Here is a 24,116-nt window from a genome sequence, read left to right as displayed (position 1 = left end):
TTCCTCAACTTTCATTAATCATCACTTTTTTGTTTTGTCATTGCTTTAATTGTTTTCAATTGGCTATCTAGCGCCGCTAATGTACTTTCTAGTTTTTGATACTTCTTCACAATTTCATCTTGTTTTTGTAAGTTTTGTGCTTCAATATCTTTAATCTTTTTGTCTAAATCACTTACACGTGAGTCGATGTTTTTCACACGTTCTCCAACGATACCTTTATCACCGAATAATTTATCAAGTGGTTCTTCCATCATTTTCCCTAAACCGTTAGAACTAAAGAAAAATTGCTTCGCTGCATCCGGCTTCTCTTTTAACGCTTTTGTTAATGCTTCATCATTAACTTCCATCGTTCCATCTTGCTTTAATTGAATACCAAATGAAAATAAGTAATTACCATCTTGAGAAAATGTTACGACACTATTCATCGCTTGGCGTACACTTTGCATAATAGCTTGACCTTGGAAAGCCCCGCCTTTACCAGCAAAGATATCTACTGTAGAAACAGCTTTATTATAATCTGCAACCATTTTTTTAATAACATTTGCTGCATCAGTTACGTTTGAGTCACTTACTGTAAACTTCAGTTCTATCCCTTTTGCTTTCGCCTCTGTTGTCTTTGGATCAACCTCTGTTTTTTCTCCATCAGGATTTTCTACTGGCTTTTCCTCTACTTTTTGCTCAGTTACTTTTAATAATTCAATTTTCACACCAGGCAGGGCTTCAATCGTATTGGTAGAACTATTACCTTTAATACCATTAATCGTATATTCAGCATTTTGCGCTTCATTTATTATATTGCGTGCTGTACCATCCTCATTAGCTAACCCTATATCTTGAAACAATTTAGATGTGTTGTCCTTAAAATTAATTACTCCATCTTCTCCCTCTTTTTTTGAGGTCATGAAAATTTTATTTCCAAGTGTATAAGCTGATACGCCGTAATCTCCATCATTAATTTTATTAATTAAATCTTTATATGTCATATCAGATGTTATTTTTAGTTCTTTACCACCTAGTTTTAATGTTTCATCTCTATTCAACTTTGCATCTATATCGTCAATTTTATCAGAAGCTATTTGATGACGCTGCGCAAGCTGTGTAATCGTCATATTAAAAGTTCCCGGAATAGCTCCACCATCAGCTTTGACATTAATATAACCATCTTGTGATGTTGTTACCTTTTTCTCATTTCCTTTAAAAGCCGCTAAATTTTTAAATGTTTGCGTGAAAGAACTGAATTCTGATTTTAAACTTGTATATAAAAGTTTATCTTGTGAAAGGCTATTCTTTTCATTTGTATACGGCGTTTTTCTCATATCTAACGCATTCATTTCTAATTCAACGAAGTTAGAAGTATCGATCATATTATTTCCGAGGTTCCAAATCTGTTGTCTACCGCCAATACCTGTTATTGTTCCTGCCATATTTCTCACTCCTTATTCATTACATATAGTCTAAAATACTCGTTTTACTCATCGTACTAACCGCTTTAAGCGTCGCTTCATATGTCGCATTAATATACGCCAAGTCAGAAATCGCTACCGCTAAATCAACATCTTCAATTTCTTTACGATTTTCTTGAAGCGCTAAATTTTGCTCGCTTAAAATTGTCTTAAACGTATCTACAGTGTTCATCGTTGCTCCCACTTCTGTTGTACGATTAATAACACTATCCAAGTTTTTCTTATTTTCCGTTAAAATCGGTTGCAACGCCTTTTGATCACCACTTTGCATCGCATCTTTCATCTTTACTAACGTTTGAATAACAGGAGTTAGTAAGTTCTCACCATTACGAAAAGCTTTAATTTCATAACCGTCATTTAGCTTCCACATTACATCTTTTTCGCCACCTTGGTATGTCCCATCATCCGCAAATGGAGGTTTCTCTGCACTATCTCCACCAAAAAGATAACGACCTTGCTCTTTCGTATTCGCTAAATATACAACTTGTTTTAAAATTTGATCGATTTCGGCACCGATTGCCTTTAATTCTTTTTCACCATTTGGTCCATTTAACGCTTGTATTGTTAATTGATCCGCTCTCGTTAAAGATTTCACAATACCTGACAATGTATTTTCCGTCTGACTTAACACATTTTTTGAATCCGCTATATCCTTTTGCATTTGTTCAATATTCGCCAACGAATGTTGAATTGCAAATGATTTACTTGCTGCAAGTGGATCTTCACTCATAAGAAGATTTTTCTTCCCTGAAGTTACTTGATTTCGATGATATTGCTGTTGGGCATTCAAATCCATTAACTGGTTCTTTGCCCAGTTTGCATTTTGAAATGTAGATACTCTCATTTCTATCTCCTCCTTTATCTATTGAAAATTGATTGGAAGGTGAAACCGGAACTATTTCCGGCTTTCCTCCATTCTTATTTATCCGGCAACCGCCCTGTATCTCTGGTCTTACACCGATAGGTTCTCTATTAGGCACTGACCGCTTCTACACTCTGCTGGCCCTCTCTTCAAACATAAAAGAAAAGGGTTTTGTTTTTACCTCTCATTATCTAATGATTGAAAACAGACTATCAAACACTTCATTCATTGTAGTAATAGCTTTAGAATTCGCAACGAAGTATTTTTGGAAGGCCATTAGATTAACCATTTCTTCTTCCATATTCACGCCTTCGATACTCATCTTTTCTTGCTGAATACCTTCTAATAAGTCTCCATGAATTTTTTGATAACCGTTCACTTCACTTTTATCAGATGCTACCTTCACTATGAATTGGTCTAATGCTTTTTTATATGAAAGCCCATCTTTATAATCTTCATCTGTAATTCCTGCCAATTTATTTGCAGTTTCAGCAGATATTTTCATTTTCGAAAAATCATTCGCAAATTCTGGATTTAATTTCAACTCTTTCGCATAATCTCCAACGAAGAAGTCTTTTCCCATCACTGTATTTACTTGATTTTTCACTGAACCCATTAACTCTTCAAGATTTTTCTTATAACTAGCAATCTGCCCTTCCGTATCGATTGCAGATTTTATTGCCCCACTAGTTAAAGGAATTTCCGAACCATAAATTTCAACAGACATAGGTTCTTTCGTTTTATTTAATTGCAATGGATATGTATCTTGTCCATTCACTGTTAAAACGCCATTCATTCTAACACTTGCGATATTAGGATTCATAGATTCATAAGATACTTCTATATTGGCATACTTAGACATTTCTGTAACGATACGGTCACGTTCGTCTAAAAGTTGATTTGGCACTTGTGTACCAGCTTGCCCAATTTTTTGATTCGCTTCTGCTAAACTGTCAGCAAGACGATTAAATTCATTGACATGCGCTTCAATATCTTCTGTCGTCTGCCCTTCTACTGAATCTAAATTTTTCGCAAGTTTATTTACCTGACTTGTAAACTTCCCAGTTTCAGAAATTAGCGTATCATAATAGTTTGATTGATCTGGATTTTTTGCAACTTCTCGAAAAGCATTAAAGAATCCATCCATTAAACTAGATAGTGAGTTTTTGCCTGTCGTTCCTACCATAGACTCTACTCGTGATAAAACCGAGTTCTTATAATTATAGTAAGAGAGCTGAGATAATTGGTCGTTAAACTGTTTCGTCTTCACTTCATCTGTAATACGATCAACACCTAACGTTTGTACACCATAACCAATTCTCTGTTCTGGCGTATGGCCATTGCTCGCTCCAACAGATCCGTAATTCACCATTTGGCGCACATAGCCAGGTGTATGAATATTTGATAAGTTTTGTCTCGTCGTTTGTAATCCCATTTGGGCCGCTAACATACCCGATAACGGGGTATTGTAATCAGATAATCTCATAATGCTTCACTTCCCCTTTACAATAGTTCATTCATAAAGATTTGCGAATTATTGTTTCGTTCTAAGTTATATTCAGAAACTGAATCCACAATACTTTCTGTAGTTTTTAATAGTACGTTTAAGTAATATTGATTTTTCAAAAGAAGCATTTTTACATTTTCTTCTAATCTAATTAAGTTTTTTTGTAATTTTTCCATTTTCTCAATTTCTTCTTGAGAAAAATACGAAAATAACGCACTTACGCGAAATGATTCCACTCCCTGTTCTTTACAAAACTGAACAACCATTTCTTCAAATGATCTCGATAATTGTTTTAAACCTTCAATGTACTGCAATTGCTCTACTTGTAACTTTTGAACTGCATTTACATTTTTATTTTTTAAATTCTCATATATTTGTTCTCCAAGCGTTTGAATGTTTTCATATGCTTTTTGAATAATAACGAGCTTTTCATATAATTGTATATACATATAGCTTCCTTCCCTTTTACAAGACTAAATTTACAATTAAACCGTGGATTTCTCCAATTTGATTTAACATTTCTAAATGTCCTGTTTTTGTATTAATTAAGTTCATAACATCTTCTAACTCATTCAATCCCATTTCCGCCTGTTTTACAATCGTCATTTTCTGTGAATAGCCATAACGCGGATGACGAGACATGACATCTTTATATTGCAATACATTATCAACGTAAAAATTCAAAAATGATTTTACCGTATTTTTGTATTCCATTACGTTATCAAGTGTTAATTCCATTTCGATTTTTTCTTTAATTTCTCCAATATTATCAACAAACGCTTCCATTTGTTCTAACAACTTATCTTTTTTCGGATCTGCATGCAAATTATCCGAAAATGCAAGTCCAGTCCTGACATTTGCTTCTTTCGGCATTTGAGTAGCAGGCGGTATATGCGATAAGATTGGATTATGCGAGATTGAACGCAGCATATATATCACCTATTTATTTTTTTATTTCTTCCAAAAGTTAATCGTAAAATCTAGTTATTTATAATTATACTCTGAACACTAATATTTTGCAGTTATTTTTTATAGAAGATATGTTACAATTTAGCATGAGGTGGCACAATTCTATGAATATTTTTCTTTGTGGTTCAAATCAATTAACAGCATTAGATCAAGAAGAAATCAAAAAATTTTTAACTGACTATGCTCACAAACATAAAATTTACATATTATGTTATAAATCTATTGAAAATGAGGTACTTCGTTTTTTCGTTGAAAACGAAAGACTCGCTCAAAATTTATGCCTTTACACGCTCCAACCGTTACAAGCAGTAACAGATGAATTCCAAGAAATCGTAGATTATTTAAAATCACACGGAGCCGAGTATGTTGCTTTTGATCACCCTTCCGACTCTATTTATCGATCTGATTATATGTTTTTTGTGAAACAAATTATTGAAGATACCGATTTAGTTCTCTGTTTTTATAACGGAGACAAACATACATCTGTCATTCCCGTTGACATTGCAAAAGAAGCTGGGATTGATGCTGTCATTTATGATTTACCAGGTTTACATGAAAAACAAATGAAAAAAAGCTTTGAACAAAAAATTCGTATGATGTAAAGGGGGCGGCACAATATCGTTATTGTGCCCATTGTAAATATGATAATTGAACAAGATTATGATCATTTTATCGCGAGTTTTAAACAACAATTCAATATGGATATCGCTTCGTATAAACAAGATAGGATGCGCCGTAGGATCGATGCTTTTATTTCAAGAAAAGGCTTTGAAAACTACACTACGTTTTTAAGTACTTTACGTGTTGATCAAAACTTATTTTTAAGTTTTATTGACTATATTACAATTAACGTTTCAGAGTTTTTTAGAAATAAAGAACGTTGGCAAACGTTAGAATCGAAAGCACTGCCAAAATTACTCGAACAAAATAACGGAAAATTAAAAGTATGGAGTGCCGCTTGCGCTGCTGGCGAAGAACCATATACACTCTCTTTAATTTTATCGAAACATCTCTCTCCATTTCGCTATGAAATACTAGCAACGGATCTTGATTTTCATATTTTAGAGAGTGCAAAACGTGGTCAATATACGGACCGTTCTTTAAAAGAATTACCTAGCGATTTGAAAGAACGTCATTTCACAAAAGAAGATGATGTATATTCATTACATCAAAATATTAAGCAACACGTCACGTTCAAACAGCATGACCTATTAATGCAATCGTTCGATACAAATTACGATTTAATTGTTTGTCGTAATGTAATGATTTATTTCACTGAAGAAGCAAGAGTCAAGCTGTATGAAAAGTTTAGCCGTTCTTTACGAAAAGGCGGTGTGCTATTTGTCGGTAGCACAGAACAAATTTTAACACCTGAACGATTCAATCTTCAGCGTTTTGATACATTCTTTTATGAAAAAATATAGAAAAAAGCAGGATTATTGCACCCTGCTTTTTTTGTATTTATTTACTAAAATCATAACGAAGAATTGCGTGATTCCGTTCGTTTCTTATATAACTCGAATTAAAATAATACAAGCAACCCATATAACGAGAAAAAGAAACGTCATTGACCATTTATGTTCTTGCACCGTTTGTTTCAACGCCTGTGATAATTGTGTCATATTCATTTCTGCAAGTGCTCTCCATACACTTGCATCCCGCTCTTTAGCTGTGCGATCCGTGACGCTAATTAAAATGGTTTCGTTAGACAATTTCGTGATATACGCAGTAATAACCGTTACCATTAAATTTATATTTCCTTCTGATGAATCACTCTCCACGCTAGAGAGGAGTGCACTTACATCTAATAACGGAATGTGTACCTTTCTACCAAATGATAGTTGTACTTCAGCGAAATCATACGTTCCATCTAACAAAGGAAGTTCTTTTATATGCGCCTGCTTAACAAGTCCCTGCAGGCTTCTCATGACTTGTTCAAATATTTTATCTGTTTGCTTTCCTTCTCCAGATAATGTATGTAACTTTTTAAAGAGTTGTAATACTGTATCCATCTCTTTAGAAAGCATTTCCTTCATAACCTTTCCATCACCTAAACTCGCAAGTAAAATCCCGATTTCATTATTTTTCGAAATAATCTTAGACTGTCCAGTAAACACTAGATTACTATACTTTCGTTCTTTCTGGATTTCATGTTCCGAAATAGCTGCAGGCTGTTTTAATGGTTGTAGCGTCTTATTTTCAATTGTCGTACGTTTAATTTCCATTTAAGCGCCTCCACTATGATGAAATAATTAGCCCCATTCTTTATTACTCTTTAACACTAAAAATAGTACGAATAAACCTGACATAATAGCAAATACATTAGAAGCTTGTATTCCATGGTCACTTTTAGTTTCTTTCTTATCTTCTGGCTCTTCTTTTTTTTCTTTCTTTTTCGAAATGACTTGATTGTTATTATCTTTATCTTTTTGAGCCTTCGTATTATTTACTTCCTTGTTGTCTGTGAGAGGCTCTTTTATAACATAAGTAATTTTTTCTTTCTCTTTCAATGGTTCTTTTATAAGGTCGTTTACTTTCGCTTCTTTTTTCGGAATTTGAACAACTGGCTGTTTTTCTTCCTGCAGCGGGATTTCTACTTTCGTGTCTTCCTGCTTCTCAGTTTCTTTCTTATCTTCTATTTTATTTTCTAATTTATCTTCTTTCTCTCGTTCTTCTGTCTTTTTATCATCTTCTGTTTTTTGTTCCAAAACAGAAACGACATACTCACTTTCTTCAACGAGTTTATTTCCAGCCGCATCTACTACCTCTACAAGTAGCTCGTATGTCCCATTTGGCAATGCATCCGTTATTTCAAATACTTTTTGCCATTCCATGTCGCGCTTATTGTAATCTAATAAAAATGTAATCTCTTTATTTTCTTTTCCTTTTAATGTAACACGAACTTCTTTCACAACCGATTCCACGTCTGCCGCCTTCACTCTTACACGTATAGAATCGCCTCGTTTTCGTTCGATTACATTCTCCGTCGCCTCGTCAATAGTGACTTTATGCAACTTCGGCATCTCTTTATCTATTGTTGGTGTTTCATTATTTATACGAATAAGAGGAACTTTCACTTCATTTTCTATAAGCTCTTCTTTCTCATTTTCTTTAAAACTTTGAATAAGCTGAAGGTTCCAATCACCTTGCAAATCAAAAATCCCGACCTTATAGTTAGCAATCCATCGCTTCGTCTCTTCTTCATAGTCAAAAGGTATCATTCTTTCTTGCTCATACAGATTACTGTTTTTTTGCAAACGCAACATACCTTTTATACTTTGAATATTTTTCTCTTTTGGCTCTATAATAATCCGTACTTCTTCGCCAATCTTTAATTCTCGCTTATTTATTGTAATAATCCCTTGATCCGTCTCTATCTTTTTTTCGGTTTCTTGCTCATTCTTTACTTCTTGTTGTTCCTCTTTATCTTGCTTCATTTCCACCTGTTCTGGCTGTTCTTGAACTTCCTTATTCTCTTCTTGTACATTCACTTCATTTATATTTTGTTCTGGCACATTTTGCTCTTCCGCCTGACTTTGCAGCGGGAAGAGCAAGCACACATGTATGCATAGCCAGCAAATTAGAAAAAACTTTACGCTTTTCATCTACTATTTCAACGCCTTATAGTGATTTCGTCACTTTTACTCCGAAAAATCCATCTACATTTACAAGTTCACCATACGCCACCAATACATCATTTACATAAATTCGAATTGGTTCATCAATATCTTCATCTAATACAACGGCTTCATTTTCTTGTAAACTTAATATATCTTGAATCGTTTTCACTGTACTTCCAAATACAAATTTCACATTCATTTCTACATTTTGTAGAATAGATGTATCCATATACACTGGCTCAATTTGTTTCACTTCTTTAAATTCAATAGGTTGTACAACAGGTTCTACAACCTCTTCTTCCATTTCTTCCTCTGCAATCTCTTCTTCTGCTTCCACCATTGGATATAGCAGTCGTCTTACCATTTCTTTCGCTTCTGAAATCGGTAAAATTTGATACATTTTCGATTGAAGCAAGTCGCCAATTTCAAGGTTGAACGTAATTTGAACGAGTTCATCCACTTCCATTGACTCTCCCAAATATTCCATTTCTTCTTTTAACGTGACAAATTTAACGTCTGGCGGCGTCATGTCCATCTTCTCTTTAAACATTTCTGACATCGCTGTTGCCGCATGCCCCATCATTTGGTTCATGATTTCTTTAATACCGCTCAGCTCTAATTCACTAAGCTCTTTCTCTGGATCAATCTCCCCTGTTCCCATCATCATTAAATCTACCATTGTCAAAGCAACATCTTTCGTAAATACGAATACGTTCTCATTCTTTAAACCTTCAACAAAATCGACATTTAAAATCACAAAGGGAACCGGTACACCGTCATAATGACGCACATTAATCGCTTCTACATTGGGTGTACTAATCGTAACCGGCTGATTTAAAAGCGTTGATAATACCGTTGAAGCTGAACCGATGGAAATGTTGGCAATTTCCCCAAGTACATCTTTCTCTTCTTGCGTTAACTGTTCTTTTTTAACATGTTCTTCTACAATTTCAGCTTCCGCTACTTCTGCTGGCTCGTCTTGCTCTTCTACGCCACCAGATAATTGTAGTAATTTATTTATCATTTGTTTCGCATGTTCAACTGAAACAATTTGTACGAGTTTAGAGTTTACAAGATTATCTATTTTAAGGTCAAACGACACTTTCACAATCGTGTTATTTCCAGTTATTCCAGAGATTTTCTCCATCTCTTCTAATAACTTTACGACTTTAATTGTCGGCGGTGACATGTCTACTGTATCTTGGAAGAATTCCGACATAGACGTCGCTGCGAATCCCATCATCTGGTTCATCGCTTCTTGTACAGCACTGAGCTCTAATTCGCCAAGTTCTTTTCCCTCTTCCACTTCACCTGTCCCCATCATCATTAAATCAGCAATAGATAAAGCAACATCTTGCTGAAGGACAAGTAGATTTTCCATATCTAATCCTTTTGTAAAATAAATATTTAATACAACATGAGGAACCTCAACATCACTTGTATCGTATAAATCCACTAACTCTACATGAGGAGCAGTTATACTTACTTGCCTATTTAAAATCGTTGATAATACTGTCGAAGCAGAGCCAAATGATATATTTGCAATTTCGCCAAGAATATCACATTCTTGAGGCGTTAAAAGCTCCTTTTCTTTTTCTAGCACAATTGTGCTCGTATCCCCTTTTGTGTGTTGCTCAGGCATTTTCCCTGCCTCCTCATTTTTGTTTTTCTATTCAATGAATACACTCATTACATTTTAACAAACTTATTACGTAAATCGTGAACATGTATTTATTTCCTGCTATATATATTAATTTTTTATATTAGTATGTAGTTAACCAAAAAGCTCCCCAATTGTATACAAGTGGGGAGCTTTCCTTCATTCCTATTATAAACCTTCTGGGTTTAAAATGAGGACCACTCGTCCATCGCCGAGAATCGTCGCGCCAGAGAAATAGTTCGAACTCTCTGCAAAGAAATCACCTAATGACTTTAAGACTATTTCTCTTTGGCCGATAATTGTGTTTACAATAAGTCCATAGCTACGATGTGTATTACGAACAATTAACACAGGAACCATTTGACTTTCATATGATTCAAATGCCTCATCTACTGTTTTTTCACCAAATACAGTACTTAAATGCTTCACTTCAATAATTTGATCACGATAGTTTAACACATCTTTTCCTTGTATGGATTGGATGTCTTCTCTCTTAATTCGAATTGCTTCAACAATATTACCAAGAGGTAAAGCATAACGTTTATCATTCGTTTGAACAAGCATAGATTGAATAATGGACAACGTTAATGGAAGTTCAATTCTAAATGTACTTCCCTTTCCTTCTTCTGAATCAATAATTAAATGTCCACCTAAACTATGGATTGTATGTTTTACAACATCTAATCCAACCCCGCGCCCCGAAAGATCCGATACTACTTCTGCTGTACTAAATCCTGGTTGGAAAATGAGATCAAACACTTCACGATCCGTTAATTTATTTGCCTCAGATTCTGTTACAACACCATTTTTAATCGCTTTTTCTAATACTTTCCCTTTATGAATTCCATTTCCATCATCCGTAATTTGAATTACGACATGATTTCCACTATGGAACGCTTCTAATTTAATTGTACCCGTCTCATTTTTCCCTGCATCACGACGTTTTTCAACAGTCTCAATACCATGATCAATTGCATTACGAATTAAATGAACGAGTGGATCACCGATTTCATCAATAACAATTTTATCAACTTCTGTATCTTCACCCGTAATTTGTAAATCGATTTTCTTCCCTAAATCTTTCGCTAACATACGCACCATACGCGGGAAACGATTAAAGACTGTTTCAATCGGCACCATACGCATGTTTAGAAGTACATTTTGAATATCTTTTGAAATATCGCCTAATCGATTTAAATGCTCAATTAATTCTTTGTTTTGAATTGCTTGTGCCAATTCATCTATGCGACCACGCTCAATTACACTCTCTTCAAACATATTCATTAATCGTTCAATTTTCTCTAGCTGCACACGAATGGAACGATTCTCACCTTTAGCATTTTTCGTTTTTGCAGTGCTTTTAGTTGGCGTAGTACTTGCAGGTTGCTTCGCTGTCTCAATAGATGCTTCCACCTGCGCAACTACAGACGGCTGTATCATTTCTTCTACTCGCGTAGTTTCTTGCGTAGCAACCATCGAATCTACTTCCTGTAATGATTCTCCTTGTTTCACTACTACTTTCTCAATTTCAGAAACGTGAAGCACTACCTGTTTCAATTCTTCTTCACTACGATCCGTATTCATAAATACTGTAAACTCAAACCCGAAAGCATCCGCTTCGATTTCTTCAATACTAGGAACCGTTTTTTGTATATCACCTATATTTTGCAGTGCTTCAATACACATAATGGCACGTACTGCTTTTAAAATAGCTTGCTGTTCAACGGTTATATGCACTTCATGCGAAACTGCATCATCATTGTTTATAGACTCTTGCTCTACATGTTCCATAGAAGTTTCTACATTTCCGTTCAATAACGCTTCTAATTTTTGCTTCGTTGCGACTACATCAATATTACCCATTCCGCCTTGCTGCACATCTGCAACCATTTTCTCTAAATTATCAATGCATTCAAAAATCACATCAATAATATCCGCATGTACTACTATATTCCCATGACGAATTTCATCTAAAACGTTTTCCATTTTATGCGTTAAATCCGCCATTTCCGTAAATTCCATACTCGCAGACATACCTTTAAATGTATGGGCTGAGCGGAATATTTCTCCCACAACATCCATATCAGTGGGATTTTGTTCTAAAGTTAGCACATTTTCATTTAGCGACTGTAAATGTTCTTCCGATTCTTCAAAAAATATATTTAATAGATCTGTTTGCATTTTCATCCCCTACCTGTCTAACAAACATTTCATTTATGTATAACAATTTAGTGTTTTAAAATGAGAAAAAAGGGGCCACACATCTATCCGTTATCACTGTTTTGATTCCTTGTGGCACCCCTTTTATATTAGCTATTTGCTACTTTTGTTAAAGCTTCGATTACGCGATCTGCTTGGAATGGCTTTACAATAAAGTCTTTTGCCCCGCCCTTAATTGCATCTAATACCATACCTTGTTGTCCCATTGCTGAACAAATAACAACCTTTGCACTTGAATCAATTTTCATAATTTCTTTTAATGCTTCAAGTCCGTCCATTTCTGGCATAGTAATATCTAATGTTACAATATCAGGTTGAAGTTCTTTATATTTTTGAATTGCCTCCACTCCATTTTCCGCTTCTCCGATTACTTCAAATTCAGAATTACTTTTTAATAAGTTTTTAATCATTGTTCGCATGAACATCGCATCATCTACAACTAAAATTTTATGTGCCATTCTTTTTGATTCTCTCCTTCTATGTATAAATATATCTTAATATTTCACCTTATCATTCTCACTCATTATACAAAATAAAACGATAAAATTTAATATTTTTTTAAAAGAATTTCTGCATTTTAGTATTTTATTACTAAAATACTAAAATACTATTCTTTAATATAAATGACAACGCGACGGTTTTTCTCCCAATTTTGCGGTGAATCATTCGGTACAACTGGCTTTGTGTCTGCATATCCTACCGCAGCTAACCTTTTATCCTCCACATTATACACTTCAATTAAATGGTGGATCATATTAGCTGCTCGTGCTGAAGATAATTCCCAATTAGAAGGGAACTTTTCATTATGGATCGGTCTACTATCTGTATGCCCCTCCACAACAATTGAGTTTGGTACGGATTGAAAAAATCCGACTAATTTGCTAATAATTTCTTTTGCTTCAGGCTTAACGTTCGCATCACCTGTATCAAATATTAAATTATCTACTATAACAACGCTTACCCCTGTGTCTTCTCGATATACATTCACTTGACTAATACCGTTATTATCTACATATGCTTTTAACTTTTTGTACAAGTCGTCCATTCGCTTTTTTGAGACCATTTTTTCATCATTTTTTTCATGTGAAATATCTGGTATAGTATTTTCCATTACTTTTGCATCAACTTGCTCCGTATCACTAAACTTTTCAAGCATCTTTGACAATTTTACTGCATCCTGCTTTGAAGTAGCAACTAGTAATACAAAGAAAGTTAATAATAACATCGTTAAATCTGTAAAAGTCGTCATCCAACGAGGCGATCCCTTTTGCGGTCGTTTTATCATCACCATACCACTCCTTGCAATATTAGGCTGCTCGTTTTACTTTTTTTATCTTTGTTTCGTATACATACGTATCGAGTTTTAACTTTAATTTAGACGGAATTTGTCCACGATACAATTCTGAAATTGCTTCAATAACAAACTTCTTCTCTATATATAAATCTTCAATACCACGATACACTTTTTCAGCAAGAGGGATTGCAATCATATTTGCAAGTACTGATCCATACAATGTCGTTAACATCGCAACTGCCATCCCTGTACCAATTTGCGATGTGTCTTGCAAGTTTTGAAGCATAATGATAAGACCAATTAAAGTCCCTATCATACCCCAAGCCGGAGCGAAATCGCCAATTTTATCTAATAATACTGCCCCTTTTCTTAATTCATACACTTCCGTTTCAACATCTTTCATTAACACTTCTTTTAATTCCTCTTCATCGTAACCACTTAACATTAATCGAATTCCTTTTTGAATAAAAGGATTGTCCACCTGCTCTCCATCAACCTCTAAAGAAAGTAAACCGTGTTTTTTAGATTTTTTCGAAAAATCAACAAACAAATCCGTTAACTGTTCTAAATCTTCTTCTTTTCTATGTAAAACAGTAAAAATACTTTTCGTATATTTTTTTATTTCTCCAAATCGATATGCCACAACAATTGTCGCAGTTGTTCCCCCTATGACAATTAAAATAGATGAAACATCTAAAAAGTTTTTAAAAGCTTTTATTCCGCCTCCACCAAGCATAATTGCCGCTATCACTATAGCAAAACCTACTAAAATGCCAAATGGGCTAGAAATGTCAAACTTCCTTTTTCTTCTTTCTGGTCTAGCAAATCCTTGATTTTTGTCTCCCATATTCCTGCCCTTTCCTTTTCATTTTTATAAAACATTTTTTTATTTTAATAATGCGTTTTCACATATAATGCTTATTATACGCTCATCATCTATTTATCGCAATATACTCATAAAATTGACACATTTCATTTCCATATTAGAATTATAGTATAGAAATATGAGGAGGATCACGATGGAACATAACATTTTACAAGTCATTACACTAGCAGAAAAACTAAAATATGAAATGCGACATAGCTGGCTTTCTAACGGACGTCAAGAAAGCGTTGCTGAACATACGTGGCGCATGTCTCTAATGGCCATTTTAGTTGAACCTTATTTAGATCAGAAAGTAAATATTGAAAAATTACTTAAAATGGTTATTATTCACGATCTAGTCGAAGCAGAAGCTGGTGATATTCCTGCTTTTGATACAATGAATAGTCATGAATTACAATTACAAAAACAAATAAATGAACAAGAAGCAATTTTAAATATTAAACGAACATTAAAAGGTTCTCTCGGCGAGGAATTATATGATTTATGGATGGAGTTTGAAGCGAAAGAAACATACGAAGCAAAAGTTGCTAACGCACTTGATAAGCTTGAGGTAAAAATTCAGCATAACGAAGCTGATATTGATACGTGGTTGCCAATTGAGCATAAAATGACATTCCAAGTAGCAAAGCATACAAACTTTGATTCTTTCCTATCTAAATTACAAAAAATCATTGAGCAAGATGGTGAAAAAAAATTATTAGCTGCCGGCATTGACGTTGAAGCTTGCAAACAATAATGAAATAAGACACTCAGTACGAGTGTCTTATTTCATTATTGTTGATACAGCCTGCTTGTAAATAAGTTGTTGTTTTCCATCAACTAACATTAAAACGGTAAATTTGTCTATTGCAACAACTTCTCCTACTATTCTAACGCCACTCTTTAAAAAAATTGTAACAATACCTTTTTCTTCTTTTATTTGTTTATATAGCTCTTCTTGTAAATGTTCCAAATATATCTCTCTCCTCTTCGTTGAATATCTTAATATAAAAAACTGCAAATTATTTATGTACTTTATCTTTCACATTCATAAACTTATTAATAAGTATATCTAAATCTCGGCTAAATAACAAAACTTTATCATGATCCAATCCATGTCTAGCAACAAGTTGAATTAGCTCTTTCTTTTTAGTTTCTATTTTATTTTGTAGTTGTCCCATCTCCATCTCTTCACTAAAACTCCCTTTTCCCATAATATTACTTGTAAAATTATAGTACAAATCCTCTCATAAAAAAATATAAAAATGGTTTTTTTTACAATTTTTATATTTTTTATGAACAAATCGCGAAATATATAATGATTTCTTCACATACTCCTAGCTCCATATACAATCAAAATGACCATACAGGCGTTTGTCTAATTACTCAAGAGACTGGCTCCTTTTCCATACGAAAAACATACTGTATACAGTAGTCCATGAATTATATAGATTAACTTACTCAAAAGGAGGAAAACATATGAGTTATGGTGGAAGTTGCGCTGGTTTCGGCGGTGGATTTGCTTTGCTTATCGTACTATTCATCCTTCTAATCATCATCGGATGTAGCTGTTGGGGTGGCGGCGGATACGGATACTAATATATCTTATCCTTAACAAATGAACGAAAAACTATAAGAAAACAGCTCATATTTGAGCTGTTTTTTTCATACTTTCGTATGAAGTTATGTCCCTCTTTTTTGTGATTTCAACTAATAAAAAAACGTTTACTATGAAATAAGAAATATTTTTACTTAGGAGGATTACAATGATTAAAGGTCTTTACGAAGCACATTTACCTGTCCGTAACTTAGAAGTGTCTATACCTTTTTACGAATCGCTAGGACTAAAATTATATAAAAGAGGAGACGATATTGCTTTCTTTTGGATTAAGGAAAATGAAAGTTGGCTCGGTCTTTGGGAAGGTACAGAATACAAAGTAAATTATCATCCCTCTTTACGACACATCGCCTTTCAAGTAAGCTTACATGATTTAGAACATGCAATACATTGGCTAAACCAAAAAGGCATTTCAGCACGAAAAGATTTTGGAATGGAGCCAATTGAACCAATTGTTTTTCCAGAGTTAGCGCATGCCGCCGTATACTTTAACGATCCTGACGGAAATAGTTTAGAATTGATTGCACAATTACCTGTTGGACTCCCTACAGAGGAGAAAGTGTATTTAAGTGAGTGGAAAAAACAAGTTCAAGCATCATCATTACATAAGGATTAATCTTTTTATGTCAGTTTCTTATTCCGCGCTTCTTAAAACAAATAATAACTTCAAAAAACTATTTTATGGGCAAACATTAAGTGTGCTTGGAGATTGGTTTCATACTGTAGCTTTATTAACGTTCGTCTATAGCATAACGGAATCTCCATTTATGATCGCACTCACCTTTATAAGTAAAGGTTTACCTCAGCTTCTGCTTAGTCCTTTCATAGGCGGAGTTGTAGATCGTTTTTCTAAAAAGAATATTATGATTTTTACCGATATTTTACGAGGCATAATCGTCCTCACTTACTTATTCGCACTATATAAAATTGAGATTATTTTCATTTCTAATATATGTTTATCCGTACTTTCTTGTTTATTTGAGCCGGCTAAACAAGCAACCTTAAAAAACATCGTACATCAAAATCATTTCGTAACTGCTAATTCTCTTTCTAGTACAATGAATGGTTTTATGTCTATTATGGGAGCTTCTTTAGGCGGGATTATCGCACAATCTTTACATATTGAGTTCGCTTTTTTAGTAAATAGCCTTTCCTACTTTGTTTCAGCCTATTTTATTTATAGTATGAGTATCCCTGCTCATATTAATTTTAATAAGAAAAAAGCATTTTTTACTGATATAAAAGATGGTTATACATACATATTACAAACAAAAATCATTTTAACATTAATTCTTGTCGGCATTTCATGGGGCATAATTGGCGGCGCTTATCAGCTACTTCTAACAATCTATGCCGAAAAAATTTTCCACACGAACATTGGGATTTTATATACGGTTCAAGGGGCTGGGCTTATGATAGGAAGCCTTCTCGTTACTCTTTACATATCCAGCAATAAAGAAAAAATGAAAAAAGCATTTGGTTGGGCCTATTTCCTACAAGGCATTTTCTTTCTTGGATTCATTCTATCCGATCAACTTATTTTCGGTATCATTACATTGCTCTGTATGCGCATAGCAGGAGGAATCATCGTTCCACTTGATACGACATTACTTCAAACTTACACGCACGAAAGTATGATTGGTAAAGTTTTTTCCTTTCATTACTCAATTTACGGTTCACTTATACAGTTCTCTATGTTCATTACAGGATGGCTATTAGAAATCCTTTCTCCTCAAATAATTGGTAGTTTTCTAGCTACATGCTGTATATTTGTAAGTTTTATATGGCTTTACCTGTTTTATCGCGGGAAACTTAATGAAGAATCTACTATTACTTAATAGCATGTTTATGTACATGCTATTTTTATTTATGTCGAAAAACAGAGGAAAAAGGCGATTTATTTTTCTTACGTTCTAATTTTTTAGAATGTACAATAAATTTAGATTATAAGAAAGGGGATATTATAATGTTTGAAGATAGGCTTACTATTTCAGCTGAGCAGCAGAAACTTATTTCCAATGCAACACGTATTCAAATTCTTCACCTTTTAAAAGACGAAGCACTCACTGCAAAGCAAGTAGCTACTAAACTAAATAAATCTGCTGGTAGCGTACATTATCACGTTCAAATTTTGTACGATGGAGGGTTACTTGAATTAGTAGACACGAAAGAAAAACGAGGAATTATTGAAAAATATTACAAGGCAAAATCCGCTCATTTCTATATTGAAGAAAGCGGCACAGAAGGAACGAATACAGATAGTCATATTGTATCTCATTTATTTTTAACTCCAGAGGAATTACAACAGCTTACTTGGGAAGTTACACAAGTTTTATTACGATGGGAAAACAAAACCGCTCGTCAATCACACTCTGAAGAGGAATACGCTATTTCCTGCAGGCTAAAAAAACAATGAAAGAAAGGGCCATTTGTTCATGAAAAATAAATTATTATTATTGTCGGGAACAGGAATTTCTCGTTTAGGTGATTCTATGTATCTCATCGCCCTAAACGTAATGGTGTTACATAGCACAAACTCCCCTGCTGCTGTAGCAGGATTATGGATTGTCGGTCCAATTGCGACCGTTGTTACAAAAATTTGGTCTGGTAGCATAGTAGATCGATTAAACAAACGGTCCATTATGCTCATCACAGATATAATTCGAGCAATTCTCATTGGCTGCGTTCCACTATTTGATTCTATTTGGGCCATTTATATTTTTATCTTTTTAACTCGTATCGCTACATCATTTTTCGATCCAGCTTCATTTTCTTATAAAACAATGCTTATACCTGCTGAAGAACGCGCTCAATTCAACGCTTGGAGTAGCTTTTGTACAAGCGGGGCTTTTATTATCGGTCCAGCTCTTGCTGGAATACTTCTCACCACGCACTCAGCATCCTTTGTAATTTACTGCAACTCACTTTCCTTTCTACTTTCTACTATTCTCATTTATTTCTTACCTAATATTACGTTACAAACAAAGCAAAGCGAAGAAGTTGCAAATACTTTCGTACAAACATTACGAAGTGATTGGAAACAAGTTTTTTCATTCGCTCGAACTGAAACGTACATTATTCTCATATTCGTTTTATTTCAAGCGACTATGCTTGTCGCTATGGCACTTGATTCACAAGAAGTTGTTTTTACAAGACAAGTACTGTTTTTAACCGATATAGAATACAGTATGCTTGTTAGTATAACTGGCGCTGCTTACGTTTTCGGTTCATTTCTTGTCTCTCTTTTTGCCAAACGTTTACCAATTCAATATTGTATCGGATTAGGGACAATTTTCACAGCAATAGGCTATGTAATTTTCGCCTTTTCAAATTCATTTATCGTCGCGGCAGGCGGTTTTATTTTACTTGGCATTTCTTCATCATTTGCTGGTACTGGCTTTTTTACATTTTATCAAAATAACATTCCGGTTCATATGATAGGACGTATCGATAGCGTATTTGATTCCATAAAAAGTTTTATCCAAATCTTTTTCATTTTAGCAATTGGAGCATCCGCACAATTTCTTTCCGTTCAAATGACTGTAATAAGTAGCTCGTTACTCATCCTTTTCCTTTCCTGTTTATTAGCAATCCGAGTAATGACTCCTTCACGAGAAAAATATTTTAAGGCTACAGGATCATCATTGAAATATTAACCGCAACATAACAAGCGGCGATTTGCTAGGTAGTAAGCCCTCACTGATTAAAGTTTTACTTTATGTTAAAATATTAATGAAATTTGATTATGTAGGGGGGCTTTTTTGAATACTATATTCATGTTCATTTGTATTATATTAGTAGCTTCTATTTTACAAACGAGTACCGGTTTTGGCTTTTCTATTATGGCAACACCTTTCTTACTCATGTTATTTCTACCACAAGAAGCTATACAAATAAATATCATTTTATCATTCATTATTTCTATATCACTCATTTGGAAAATAAGAATGAACATTGATTGTATTCTACTGAAAAGATTAATTGTCGGCAGTATAGTTGGTGTTCCTTTTGGTATTTTCATTTTCGTTTCCATTAACATCAATACGTTTAAATTAGCAATTAGCATCTTGCTCTTACTATTAACGTTGATGCTAATCTGTAACTTTAAGATTCAATCAACAAAATCTAGAGATTTCTTAGCGGGAGGATTATCCGGTCTTTTAACGACAAGTATCGGTATGCCGGGACCACCTCTGTTACTGTACTTTACAGGAACTGATACAAAAAAAGAGAAGCTGAGAGCAACTACTTTAGCTTTTTATCTATTTATATATTTCATTAGTCTACTAACGCAAATACTCTTTACTGGCACAAACAAAACAATTTGGGAATCAAGTTTTTACGCTATTCCAATCGTATTTCTAGGTTTGTATATAGGTCAAATTATTTTCAAATGGCTTAATCAACGGATTTTTAAAATATTTACGTACATCCTTTTAAGTTGCACGGGCATGTACCTTCTTATTGAAAGTTTGCATTCGTTATAGAAGGTGCTTTAGTTTGTGTCATAACGGATAAGTTTTCAATATTTTTGAACGTGATAACAATAAAAAGCGGCTATTATGCCGCTTTTTATTTTCAAATTAAATATTTTAAAACTAGAAGCCCACCTATCGCTATTACAAACACATTGAAAAAAATCAGCCAACTTTTTTCAAACTCTTTATATCTCTCTTCTTTCACCCCTCGTTGTTTTAGCTTCTCAATTACCGTTTTCAATTCTTGCTCATGCTCGGTACTTCCTAATTGTATATAGTTATTATCTATAGTAATTCCATATACATTCTTCATTTTTTTATGTCTCGAAACTGCTTGAATTGAACTAATTAGAACATTGTACTCATTTATTTCTTTGAAATAACAATCTAACGATTTAATTCGTAATCTTGTATTTGTTAAAACAATGTAATAATAAAAAGCAGCACCTGCCGTTAATATATTCGGTATAACTTTAGAATTTACAAGACTCCCCTCTTCTACTAATATTTCGCATTCGATTTCTTCTCCTTCTTGTAAATCTTTCCGAACTGATTCTTCCAACATTTGCACCGTTAATTTCTTCAATAATTCTCCGTTTTTCACATAATACTTATCTATATTGATAGTCTCATCCGCTTCTTTCTCTAAACGTGCAATTTCTTCATCTGAATATTGGAGCTCATTTAACATAGATAATAATCTTTTATCCATATTACACACTCCCTTTCCATAGTTTTTGAATTTTTTTCTTCCCACGAGAAATTCGATTGTATATATAATCCGCCGTTACTTTTAATTCTTTTGCAATATCGTCAATGGAATATCCATCAATGTACCTCTTTAAAAAGATATATCGATCCTTCTTGTTTAAATCTTGGACTATTTCCATAATCTCTTCTTCTTGTTCTATTTCATACCTATCATGGACACCTGTATCTATCTCTACGTCTTTATCGACTTTATTCTCTTTATATACTTTCTTTTTATATTCCAATGTCTTTAATTTAGTAATACCAATCATCCAAGATTTGAAGTTTCCCTTTTCCATATCAAATTGTTCGATATGAAACCAAATGACAGTAAATACATCGTTATAACAATCATCCACATATTGTTTCTCCATAGGGCTACTTAATGATTTATGAATAATGTATAAAATTAATTTTCCATATTGATCAATTACTTCTTTCAAAGCATCTTGATCACGTTTTTTCATAGCTGTAATTAAATCCACTTCAGAATCGAAAATCATAAACATCTTCCTTCCTCAATTCCCCTTTAGCAGCTGCCTTTACTTACTATTGGCATTTTATTCTCATTTTCTATCACTTTTGTAAAATTTTTTTAATTTTTATGTATATGATAACAAATAAAATACCTAAGTTCAGAAAATGGTATCTACATTCTGAACTTAGGTATTAGCAATCAAACTATTCACTTAAACTAACATTTCATCACAAATCTCTGTTACATTTTTAAAATATTGCAAGTTCTCCTTCGCTTCAGATCTGCCTTTTTACTCATTTCTTATTAAATCCTTTTTCACTTAAAAACTCTTTCATATGCATTCTTTTTTCTTTAGACATAAACGAACTCATCGATTCCGTCCATGTTGCGTTTTTCTTATTTGATGATCTTTCTTTATAATACGCGCTCATCGTTTCATCGTATTCGTTTAGTAATTCATCATATTTCTTTTCATCATATCCATTTTCATGAAGGATTGCTGCTACTGGTAAGCGTGGTTTTACTCCATGATCTTCATCTGATACACCGACTGTCATTCCGAATACAGGATATACTTTATCTGGTAAATGAAGCAATTCGCTCACTTCTCCCGGATTATTACGAATACCACCAATATAACAAATACCGTATCCTAACGATTCTGCTGCTAACGCCAAGTTTTGCGCAAAGAGTGAAGCATCTACCGTTGCTACGATAAAGTCTTCTACTCCTTCATGCTTTATCTCTGTACCATGTTTTTCACATGCCATTTCAAGTCGTTTTAAATCTGCACAACAAACAAAGAATGCTGCGCAGTCCTTCACATGACGATTTCCGGATAACTCTGCTAGTTTCGCCTTTAAGTCTTGATCGGTTACATATATAACAGAGTAAGCTTGTACAAAATGCGAGGAAGCAGCATGCTGCGCAGCTTGCACCATTCTTTCTACTACATCTTTCGGAATGGATTCTTCTTTATATTTACGAACTGAAACGTGTTGCTCCATTTTATGTATCATCTCATTCATGAAAATCACTCCTTTTTTCTCTTCCTAATGAAAAATTAACATATCTTTTCCAATATTCACAACTTATAAGCACAAAAAGAGCAATTCTTTTTGAATTGCTCCTTTTAAAAGATCTATTAATACGGTAAATGAAATTATATCGACGATTTTTTCAATATATCGACTTACCGACAAATAACGACAAATTCATTCCAAATTATCCCTTATCTTATTGCGCTGTTTTCAACACTTTAACACCTTTTACGATATTCCAAATGAAGTAATAAATCCCTACAAGAATGAACACTGCATATGTGATCATGATCCCAATTCCAGCACCGTCAGATTGATTGAATCCTAAACCGTATATTCCTGATATCGCTACCCCTCCGAATAAAATTGCATACGGGAAAATATGTGACCAAAATGCTTTTTTCGCGTGATATTTCACTTCATCCTCTGCAACGAAGTACACTATAATTGGTAGTAAAAATGGTGCAAAAAAGATACTAAAGTAACATAGTGAAGATAATATATTATTTCCTTTCATCCGATTCACCTCTAAATAGTTTTTGTTATCTTCATTATGTCAGGAATCCATTCTAGAAACTATCGCTTTACCTTTCATTAAGATGACATATTTGTAAGATTACCCTCAAAAAATCCCGCCTAGAATGCTAGGCGGGACCACGTCCACTATATTCGATTCATAAACCAATATTGCGTAATGGCTAAATATTCACGTATATTCGATGGAATGACAATTCGCTTTGGTGTTTCGGCCGGAAGACCTTCTAATTGTAAACCTTGCTTAGCTGCTATTTTTTTCGCTCTAAACATATGGAAGTCATTTGTTACGATCAGTCCTTTTTTCATATTGTCCGGAATTAAAGGTTTTGAGAATTTAATATTTTCATCTGTACTCGTTGACTTATCTTCCATTATAATGCGGTCTTCTGCAATTTTTAGTTTTATTAATTCATTTTTCATTGCTAATGCTTCTGAAATATCTTCCCCTTTTCCTTTTCCTCCAGACACAATAGCAATTGCTTTCTCATGTGCTTTCAAATACTCAGCTGCTTTATCAATACGATATTGCAATGAGTACGATGGTTTCGTTCCGTTTACTTTCGAGCCTAATACAATGATATAATCAGCTTCATAGGTCGCATTCATTTGCCCATGCTTATAAATGTTATATTGTAAAAATCCCACATAAACGGCGCAAACCATTATCATTCCTATCATATACTTCATTATTTTTTTCTTTCTCATATCTATATACTCCTATGTTCTTTGCTTCTTTCATGATAATATCCATTTAT

At 33.8% G+C, this 24,116-nt stretch carries 28 protein-coding genes; 9 read left to right on the top strand and 19 right to left on the bottom strand.

What is annotated here, in order from left to right; genetic code table 11:
- Positions 1-14: 14 nt before the first annotated feature.
- From ACTFRN_RS05965 to ACTFRN_RS05945, 5 genes are all read right to left on the bottom strand, one after another.
- A complete protein-coding gene (locus ACTFRN_RS05965) occupies positions 15-1,424 on the bottom strand; it encodes a flagellar hook-associated protein 2 (RefSeq protein WP_074568197.1) in 1,410 nt (469 codons plus the stop codon).
- A 19-nt stretch (positions 1,425-1,443) separates the two neighbouring features.
- Positions 1,444-2,307, bottom strand: a complete 864-nt coding sequence (locus ACTFRN_RS05960; RefSeq protein ID WP_001266390.1) for a flagellar hook-associated protein 3 — start codon at positions 2,305-2,307, stop codon at positions 1,444-1,446.
- Positions 2,308-2,512: 205 nt separating this feature from the next.
- On the bottom strand, positions 2,513-3,811 hold the full coding sequence (gene flgK / locus ACTFRN_RS05955; protein ID WP_088106582.1) for a flagellar hook-associated protein FlgK: 1,299 nt from the start codon (positions 3,809-3,811) through the stop codon (positions 2,513-2,515).
- A 17-nt stretch (positions 3,812-3,828) separates the two neighbouring features.
- Positions 3,829-4,281 (bottom strand): hypothetical protein, encoded by a 453-nt coding sequence (locus tag ACTFRN_RS05950; RefSeq protein ID WP_000275908.1) that lies wholly within the window; start codon positions 4,279-4,281, stop codon positions 3,829-3,831.
- Positions 4,282-4,297: 16 nt separating this feature from the next.
- A complete protein-coding gene (locus ACTFRN_RS05945; RefSeq protein ID WP_000946323.1) occupies positions 4,298-4,762 on the bottom strand; it encodes a YaaR family protein in 465 nt (154 codons plus the stop codon).
- Between the two features lie 143 nt (positions 4,763-4,905).
- Between ACTFRN_RS05945 and ACTFRN_RS05940 the strand changes: the two genes are divergently transcribed.
- The gene (locus ACTFRN_RS05940) at positions 4,906-5,403 is read left to right on the top strand and encodes a flagellar motor switch protein FliG (RefSeq protein WP_001020115.1); all 498 of its coding nucleotides are present in this window, start codon (positions 4,906-4,908) and stop codon (positions 5,401-5,403) included.
- A gap of 39 nt (positions 5,404-5,442) precedes the next feature.
- On the top strand, positions 5,443-6,225 hold the full coding sequence (locus tag ACTFRN_RS05935; RefSeq protein ID WP_000582894.1) for a CheR family methyltransferase: 783 nt from the start codon (positions 5,443-5,445) through the stop codon (positions 6,223-6,225).
- 84 nt (positions 6,226-6,309) lie between these two features.
- Here ACTFRN_RS05935 and ACTFRN_RS05930 read toward each other — a convergent pair whose 3' ends face one another.
- From ACTFRN_RS05930 to ACTFRN_RS05900, 7 genes are all read right to left on the bottom strand, one after another.
- Entirely contained in the window at positions 6,310-7,026 is a 717-nt protein-coding gene (locus ACTFRN_RS05930) for a hypothetical protein (protein ID WP_000403991.1), read from the bottom strand.
- Positions 7,027-7,053: 27 nt separating this feature from the next.
- Positions 7,054-8,406 (bottom strand): transglycosylase, encoded by a 1,353-nt coding sequence (locus ACTFRN_RS05925; protein WP_088106581.1) that lies wholly within the window; start codon positions 8,404-8,406, stop codon positions 7,054-7,056.
- Between the two features lie 16 nt (positions 8,407-8,422).
- Positions 8,423-10,063 carry a flagellar motor switch protein gene (locus tag ACTFRN_RS05920; protein WP_001114998.1) on the bottom strand — a complete coding sequence of 547 codons (1,641 nt, stop codon included), beginning with the start codon at positions 10,061-10,063 and terminating at the stop codon, positions 8,423-8,425.
- Between the two features lie 186 nt (positions 10,064-10,249).
- Positions 10,250-12,262: a chemotaxis protein CheA gene (locus ACTFRN_RS05915; protein ID WP_001192588.1), complete on the bottom strand. Its 2,013-nt coding sequence runs from the start codon at positions 12,260-12,262 to the stop codon at positions 10,250-10,252.
- A gap of 128 nt (positions 12,263-12,390) precedes the next feature.
- On the bottom strand, positions 12,391-12,759 hold the full coding sequence (locus tag ACTFRN_RS05910; RefSeq protein ID WP_000940577.1) for a response regulator: 369 nt from the start codon (positions 12,757-12,759) through the stop codon (positions 12,391-12,393).
- A 149-nt stretch (positions 12,760-12,908) separates the two neighbouring features.
- Positions 12,909-13,586 carry an OmpA family protein gene (locus ACTFRN_RS05905; RefSeq protein ID WP_000596046.1) on the bottom strand — a complete coding sequence of 226 codons (678 nt, stop codon included), beginning with the start codon at positions 13,584-13,586 and terminating at the stop codon, positions 12,909-12,911.
- Positions 13,587-13,608: 22 nt separating this feature from the next.
- Positions 13,609-14,442, bottom strand: coding sequence for a flagellar motor protein MotP (locus ACTFRN_RS05900; RefSeq protein WP_088106580.1), 834 nt, complete (start codon positions 14,440-14,442; stop codon positions 13,609-13,611).
- Positions 14,443-14,614: 172 nt separating this feature from the next.
- Between ACTFRN_RS05900 and ACTFRN_RS05895 the strand changes: the two genes are divergently transcribed.
- Positions 14,615-15,217, top strand: a complete 603-nt coding sequence (locus tag ACTFRN_RS05895; protein WP_000400783.1) for an HD domain-containing protein — start codon at positions 14,615-14,617, stop codon at positions 15,215-15,217.
- A gap of 27 nt (positions 15,218-15,244) precedes the next feature.
- Here the strand turns inward: ACTFRN_RS05895 and hfq are convergent, their stop codons facing one another.
- Positions 15,245-15,433 carry an RNA chaperone Hfq gene (gene hfq / locus ACTFRN_RS05890; protein ID WP_000400661.1) on the bottom strand — a complete coding sequence of 63 codons (189 nt, stop codon included), beginning with the start codon at positions 15,431-15,433 and terminating at the stop codon, positions 15,245-15,247.
- Between the two features lie 49 nt (positions 15,434-15,482).
- The gene (locus ACTFRN_RS05885) at positions 15,483-15,701 is read right to left on the bottom strand and encodes an aspartyl-phosphate phosphatase Spo0E family protein (protein WP_002091864.1); all 219 of its coding nucleotides are present in this window, start codon (positions 15,699-15,701) and stop codon (positions 15,483-15,485) included.
- A gap of 238 nt (positions 15,702-15,939) precedes the next feature.
- Here ACTFRN_RS05885 and ACTFRN_RS05880 point away from each other — a divergent pair, with 238 nt between their 5' ends.
- The 6 genes from ACTFRN_RS05880 (at position 15,940) to ACTFRN_RS05855 (ending at position 20,565) form a co-directional block, all read left to right on the top strand.
- Positions 15,940-16,059, top strand: coding sequence for a YjcZ family sporulation protein (locus tag ACTFRN_RS05880; RefSeq protein ID WP_000120179.1), 120 nt, complete (start codon positions 15,940-15,942; stop codon positions 16,057-16,059).
- Positions 16,060-16,226: 167 nt separating this feature from the next.
- Positions 16,227-16,694 (top strand): VOC family protein, encoded by a 468-nt coding sequence (locus tag ACTFRN_RS05875; RefSeq protein ID WP_000589699.1) that lies wholly within the window; start codon positions 16,227-16,229, stop codon positions 16,692-16,694.
- A 7-nt stretch (positions 16,695-16,701) separates the two neighbouring features.
- Entirely contained in the window at positions 16,702-17,916 is a 1,215-nt protein-coding gene (locus ACTFRN_RS05870; protein ID WP_000117045.1) for an MFS transporter, read from the top strand.
- A gap of 128 nt (positions 17,917-18,044) precedes the next feature.
- The gene (locus tag ACTFRN_RS05865) at positions 18,045-18,494 is read left to right on the top strand and encodes an ArsR/SmtB family transcription factor (protein WP_000461273.1); all 450 of its coding nucleotides are present in this window, start codon (positions 18,045-18,047) and stop codon (positions 18,492-18,494) included.
- 19 nt (positions 18,495-18,513) lie between these two features.
- Positions 18,514-19,734 (top strand): MFS transporter, encoded by a 1,221-nt coding sequence (locus ACTFRN_RS05860; protein WP_088106579.1) that lies wholly within the window; start codon positions 18,514-18,516, stop codon positions 19,732-19,734.
- Between the two features lie 105 nt (positions 19,735-19,839).
- Complete coding sequence (locus ACTFRN_RS05855; RefSeq protein WP_088106578.1) at positions 19,840-20,565, top strand: sulfite exporter TauE/SafE family protein; 726 nt, start codon at positions 19,840-19,842, stop codon at positions 20,563-20,565.
- Positions 20,566-20,656: 91 nt separating this feature from the next.
- On the opposite strand, the gene ACTFRN_RS05850 is transcribed toward ACTFRN_RS05855, so the two are convergent.
- The 5 genes from ACTFRN_RS05850 to ACTFRN_RS05830 form a co-directional block, all read right to left on the bottom strand.
- Positions 20,657-21,268, bottom strand: a complete 612-nt coding sequence (locus tag ACTFRN_RS05850) for a flagellar motor switch protein FliG (protein ID WP_014893162.1) — start codon at positions 21,266-21,268, stop codon at positions 20,657-20,659.
- Position 21,269: 1 nt separating this feature from the next.
- Entirely contained in the window at positions 21,270-21,815 is a 546-nt protein-coding gene (locus ACTFRN_RS05845) for a sigma-70 family RNA polymerase sigma factor (protein ID WP_029141091.1), read from the bottom strand.
- Between the two features lie 262 nt (positions 21,816-22,077).
- Positions 22,078-22,812, bottom strand: a complete 735-nt coding sequence (nfsA, locus tag ACTFRN_RS05840) for an oxygen-insensitive NADPH nitroreductase (protein ID WP_001004533.1) — start codon at positions 22,810-22,812, stop codon at positions 22,078-22,080.
- 208 nt (positions 22,813-23,020) lie between these two features.
- Positions 23,021-23,341: a DUF4870 domain-containing protein gene (locus ACTFRN_RS05835; RefSeq protein ID WP_000678047.1), complete on the bottom strand. Its 321-nt coding sequence runs from the start codon at positions 23,339-23,341 to the stop codon at positions 23,021-23,023.
- Between the two features lie 146 nt (positions 23,342-23,487).
- Positions 23,488-24,039 carry a YdcF family protein gene (locus ACTFRN_RS05830; protein WP_308196943.1) on the bottom strand — a complete coding sequence of 184 codons (552 nt, stop codon included), beginning with the start codon at positions 24,037-24,039 and terminating at the stop codon, positions 23,488-23,490.
- Between the last annotated feature and the right edge of the window lie 77 nt (positions 24,040-24,116).

Source organism: Bacillus cereus group sp. MYBK245-2 (genome assembly GCF_051916145.1).
Classification (GTDB): Bacteria; Bacillota; Bacilli; order Bacillales; family Bacillaceae_G; genus Bacillus_A; species Bacillus_A pacificus.
Note: the sequence above shows the minus strand (reverse complement) of the source record. Positions and strands in the feature narration are given on the sequence as shown.

Coding starts and splice junctions, on each gene's coding strand:
- flgK (WP_088106582.1), bottom strand. CDS start 3,811: ATGAGATTATCTGATTACAATACCCCGTTATCGGGTATGTTAGCGGCC.
- ACTFRN_RS05880 (WP_000120179.1), top strand. CDS start 15,940: ATGAGTTATGGTGGAAGTTGCGCTGGTTTCGGCGGTGGATTTGCTTTG.
- ACTFRN_RS05940 (WP_001020115.1), top strand. CDS start 4,906: ATGAATATTTTTCTTTGTGGTTCAAATCAATTAACAGCATTAGATCAA.
- ACTFRN_RS05845 (WP_029141091.1), bottom strand. CDS start 21,815: ATGTTTATGATTTTCGATTCTGAAGTGGATTTAATTACAGCTATGAAA.
- ACTFRN_RS05935 (WP_000582894.1), top strand. CDS start 5,443: ATGATAATTGAACAAGATTATGATCATTTTATCGCGAGTTTTAAACAA.
- ACTFRN_RS05915 (WP_001192588.1), bottom strand. CDS start 12,262: ATGCAAACAGATCTATTAAATATATTTTTTGAAGAATCGGAAGAACAT.
- ACTFRN_RS05910 (WP_000940577.1), bottom strand. CDS start 12,759: ATGGCACATAAAATTTTAGTTGTAGATGATGCGATGTTCATGCGAACA.
- ACTFRN_RS05950 (WP_000275908.1), bottom strand. CDS start 4,281: ATGTATATACAATTATATGAAAAGCTCGTTATTATTCAAAAAGCATAT.
- ACTFRN_RS05835 (WP_000678047.1), bottom strand. CDS start 23,341: ATGAAAGGAAATAATATATTATCTTCACTATGTTACTTTAGTATCTTT.
- ACTFRN_RS05830 (WP_308196943.1), bottom strand. CDS start 24,039: ATGATAGGAATGATAATGGTTTGCGCCGTTTATGTGGGATTTTTACAA.
- ACTFRN_RS05920 (WP_001114998.1), bottom strand. CDS start 10,063: ATGCCTGAGCAACACACAAAAGGGGATACGAGCACAATTGTGCTAGAA.
- ACTFRN_RS05865 (WP_000461273.1), top strand. CDS start 18,045: ATGTTTGAAGATAGGCTTACTATTTCAGCTGAGCAGCAGAAACTTATT.
- ACTFRN_RS05905 (WP_000596046.1), bottom strand. CDS start 13,586: ATGATAAAACGACCGCAAAAGGGATCGCCTCGTTGGATGACGACTTTT.
- ACTFRN_RS05945 (WP_000946323.1), bottom strand. CDS start 4,762: ATGCTGCGTTCAATCTCGCATAATCCAATCTTATCGCATATACCGCCT.
- ACTFRN_RS05870 (WP_000117045.1), top strand. CDS start 16,702: ATGTCAGTTTCTTATTCCGCGCTTCTTAAAACAAATAATAACTTCAAA.
- ACTFRN_RS05930 (WP_000403991.1), bottom strand. CDS start 7,026: ATGGAAATTAAACGTACGACAATTGAAAATAAGACGCTACAACCATTA.
- ACTFRN_RS05850 (WP_014893162.1), bottom strand. CDS start 21,268: ATGGATAAAAGATTATTATCTATGTTAAATGAGCTCCAATATTCAGAT.
- ACTFRN_RS05895 (WP_000400783.1), top strand. CDS start 14,615: ATGGAACATAACATTTTACAAGTCATTACACTAGCAGAAAAACTAAAA.
- ACTFRN_RS05960 (WP_001266390.1), bottom strand. CDS start 2,307: ATGAGAGTATCTACATTTCAAAATGCAAACTGGGCAAAGAACCAGTTA.
- ACTFRN_RS05875 (WP_000589699.1), top strand. CDS start 16,227: ATGATTAAAGGTCTTTACGAAGCACATTTACCTGTCCGTAACTTAGAA.
- nfsA (WP_001004533.1), bottom strand. CDS start 22,812: ATGAATGAGATGATACATAAAATGGAGCAACACGTTTCAGTTCGTAAA.
- ACTFRN_RS05900 (WP_088106580.1), bottom strand. CDS start 14,442: ATGGGAGACAAAAATCAAGGATTTGCTAGACCAGAAAGAAGAAAAAGG.
- ACTFRN_RS05860 (WP_088106579.1), top strand. CDS start 18,514: ATGAAAAATAAATTATTATTATTGTCGGGAACAGGAATTTCTCGTTTA.
- ACTFRN_RS05925 (WP_088106581.1), bottom strand. CDS start 8,406: ATGAAAAGCGTAAAGTTTTTTCTAATTTGCTGGCTATGCATACATGTG.
- ACTFRN_RS05965 (WP_074568197.1), bottom strand. CDS start 1,424: ATGGCAGGAACAATAACAGGTATTGGCGGTAGACAACAGATTTGGAAC.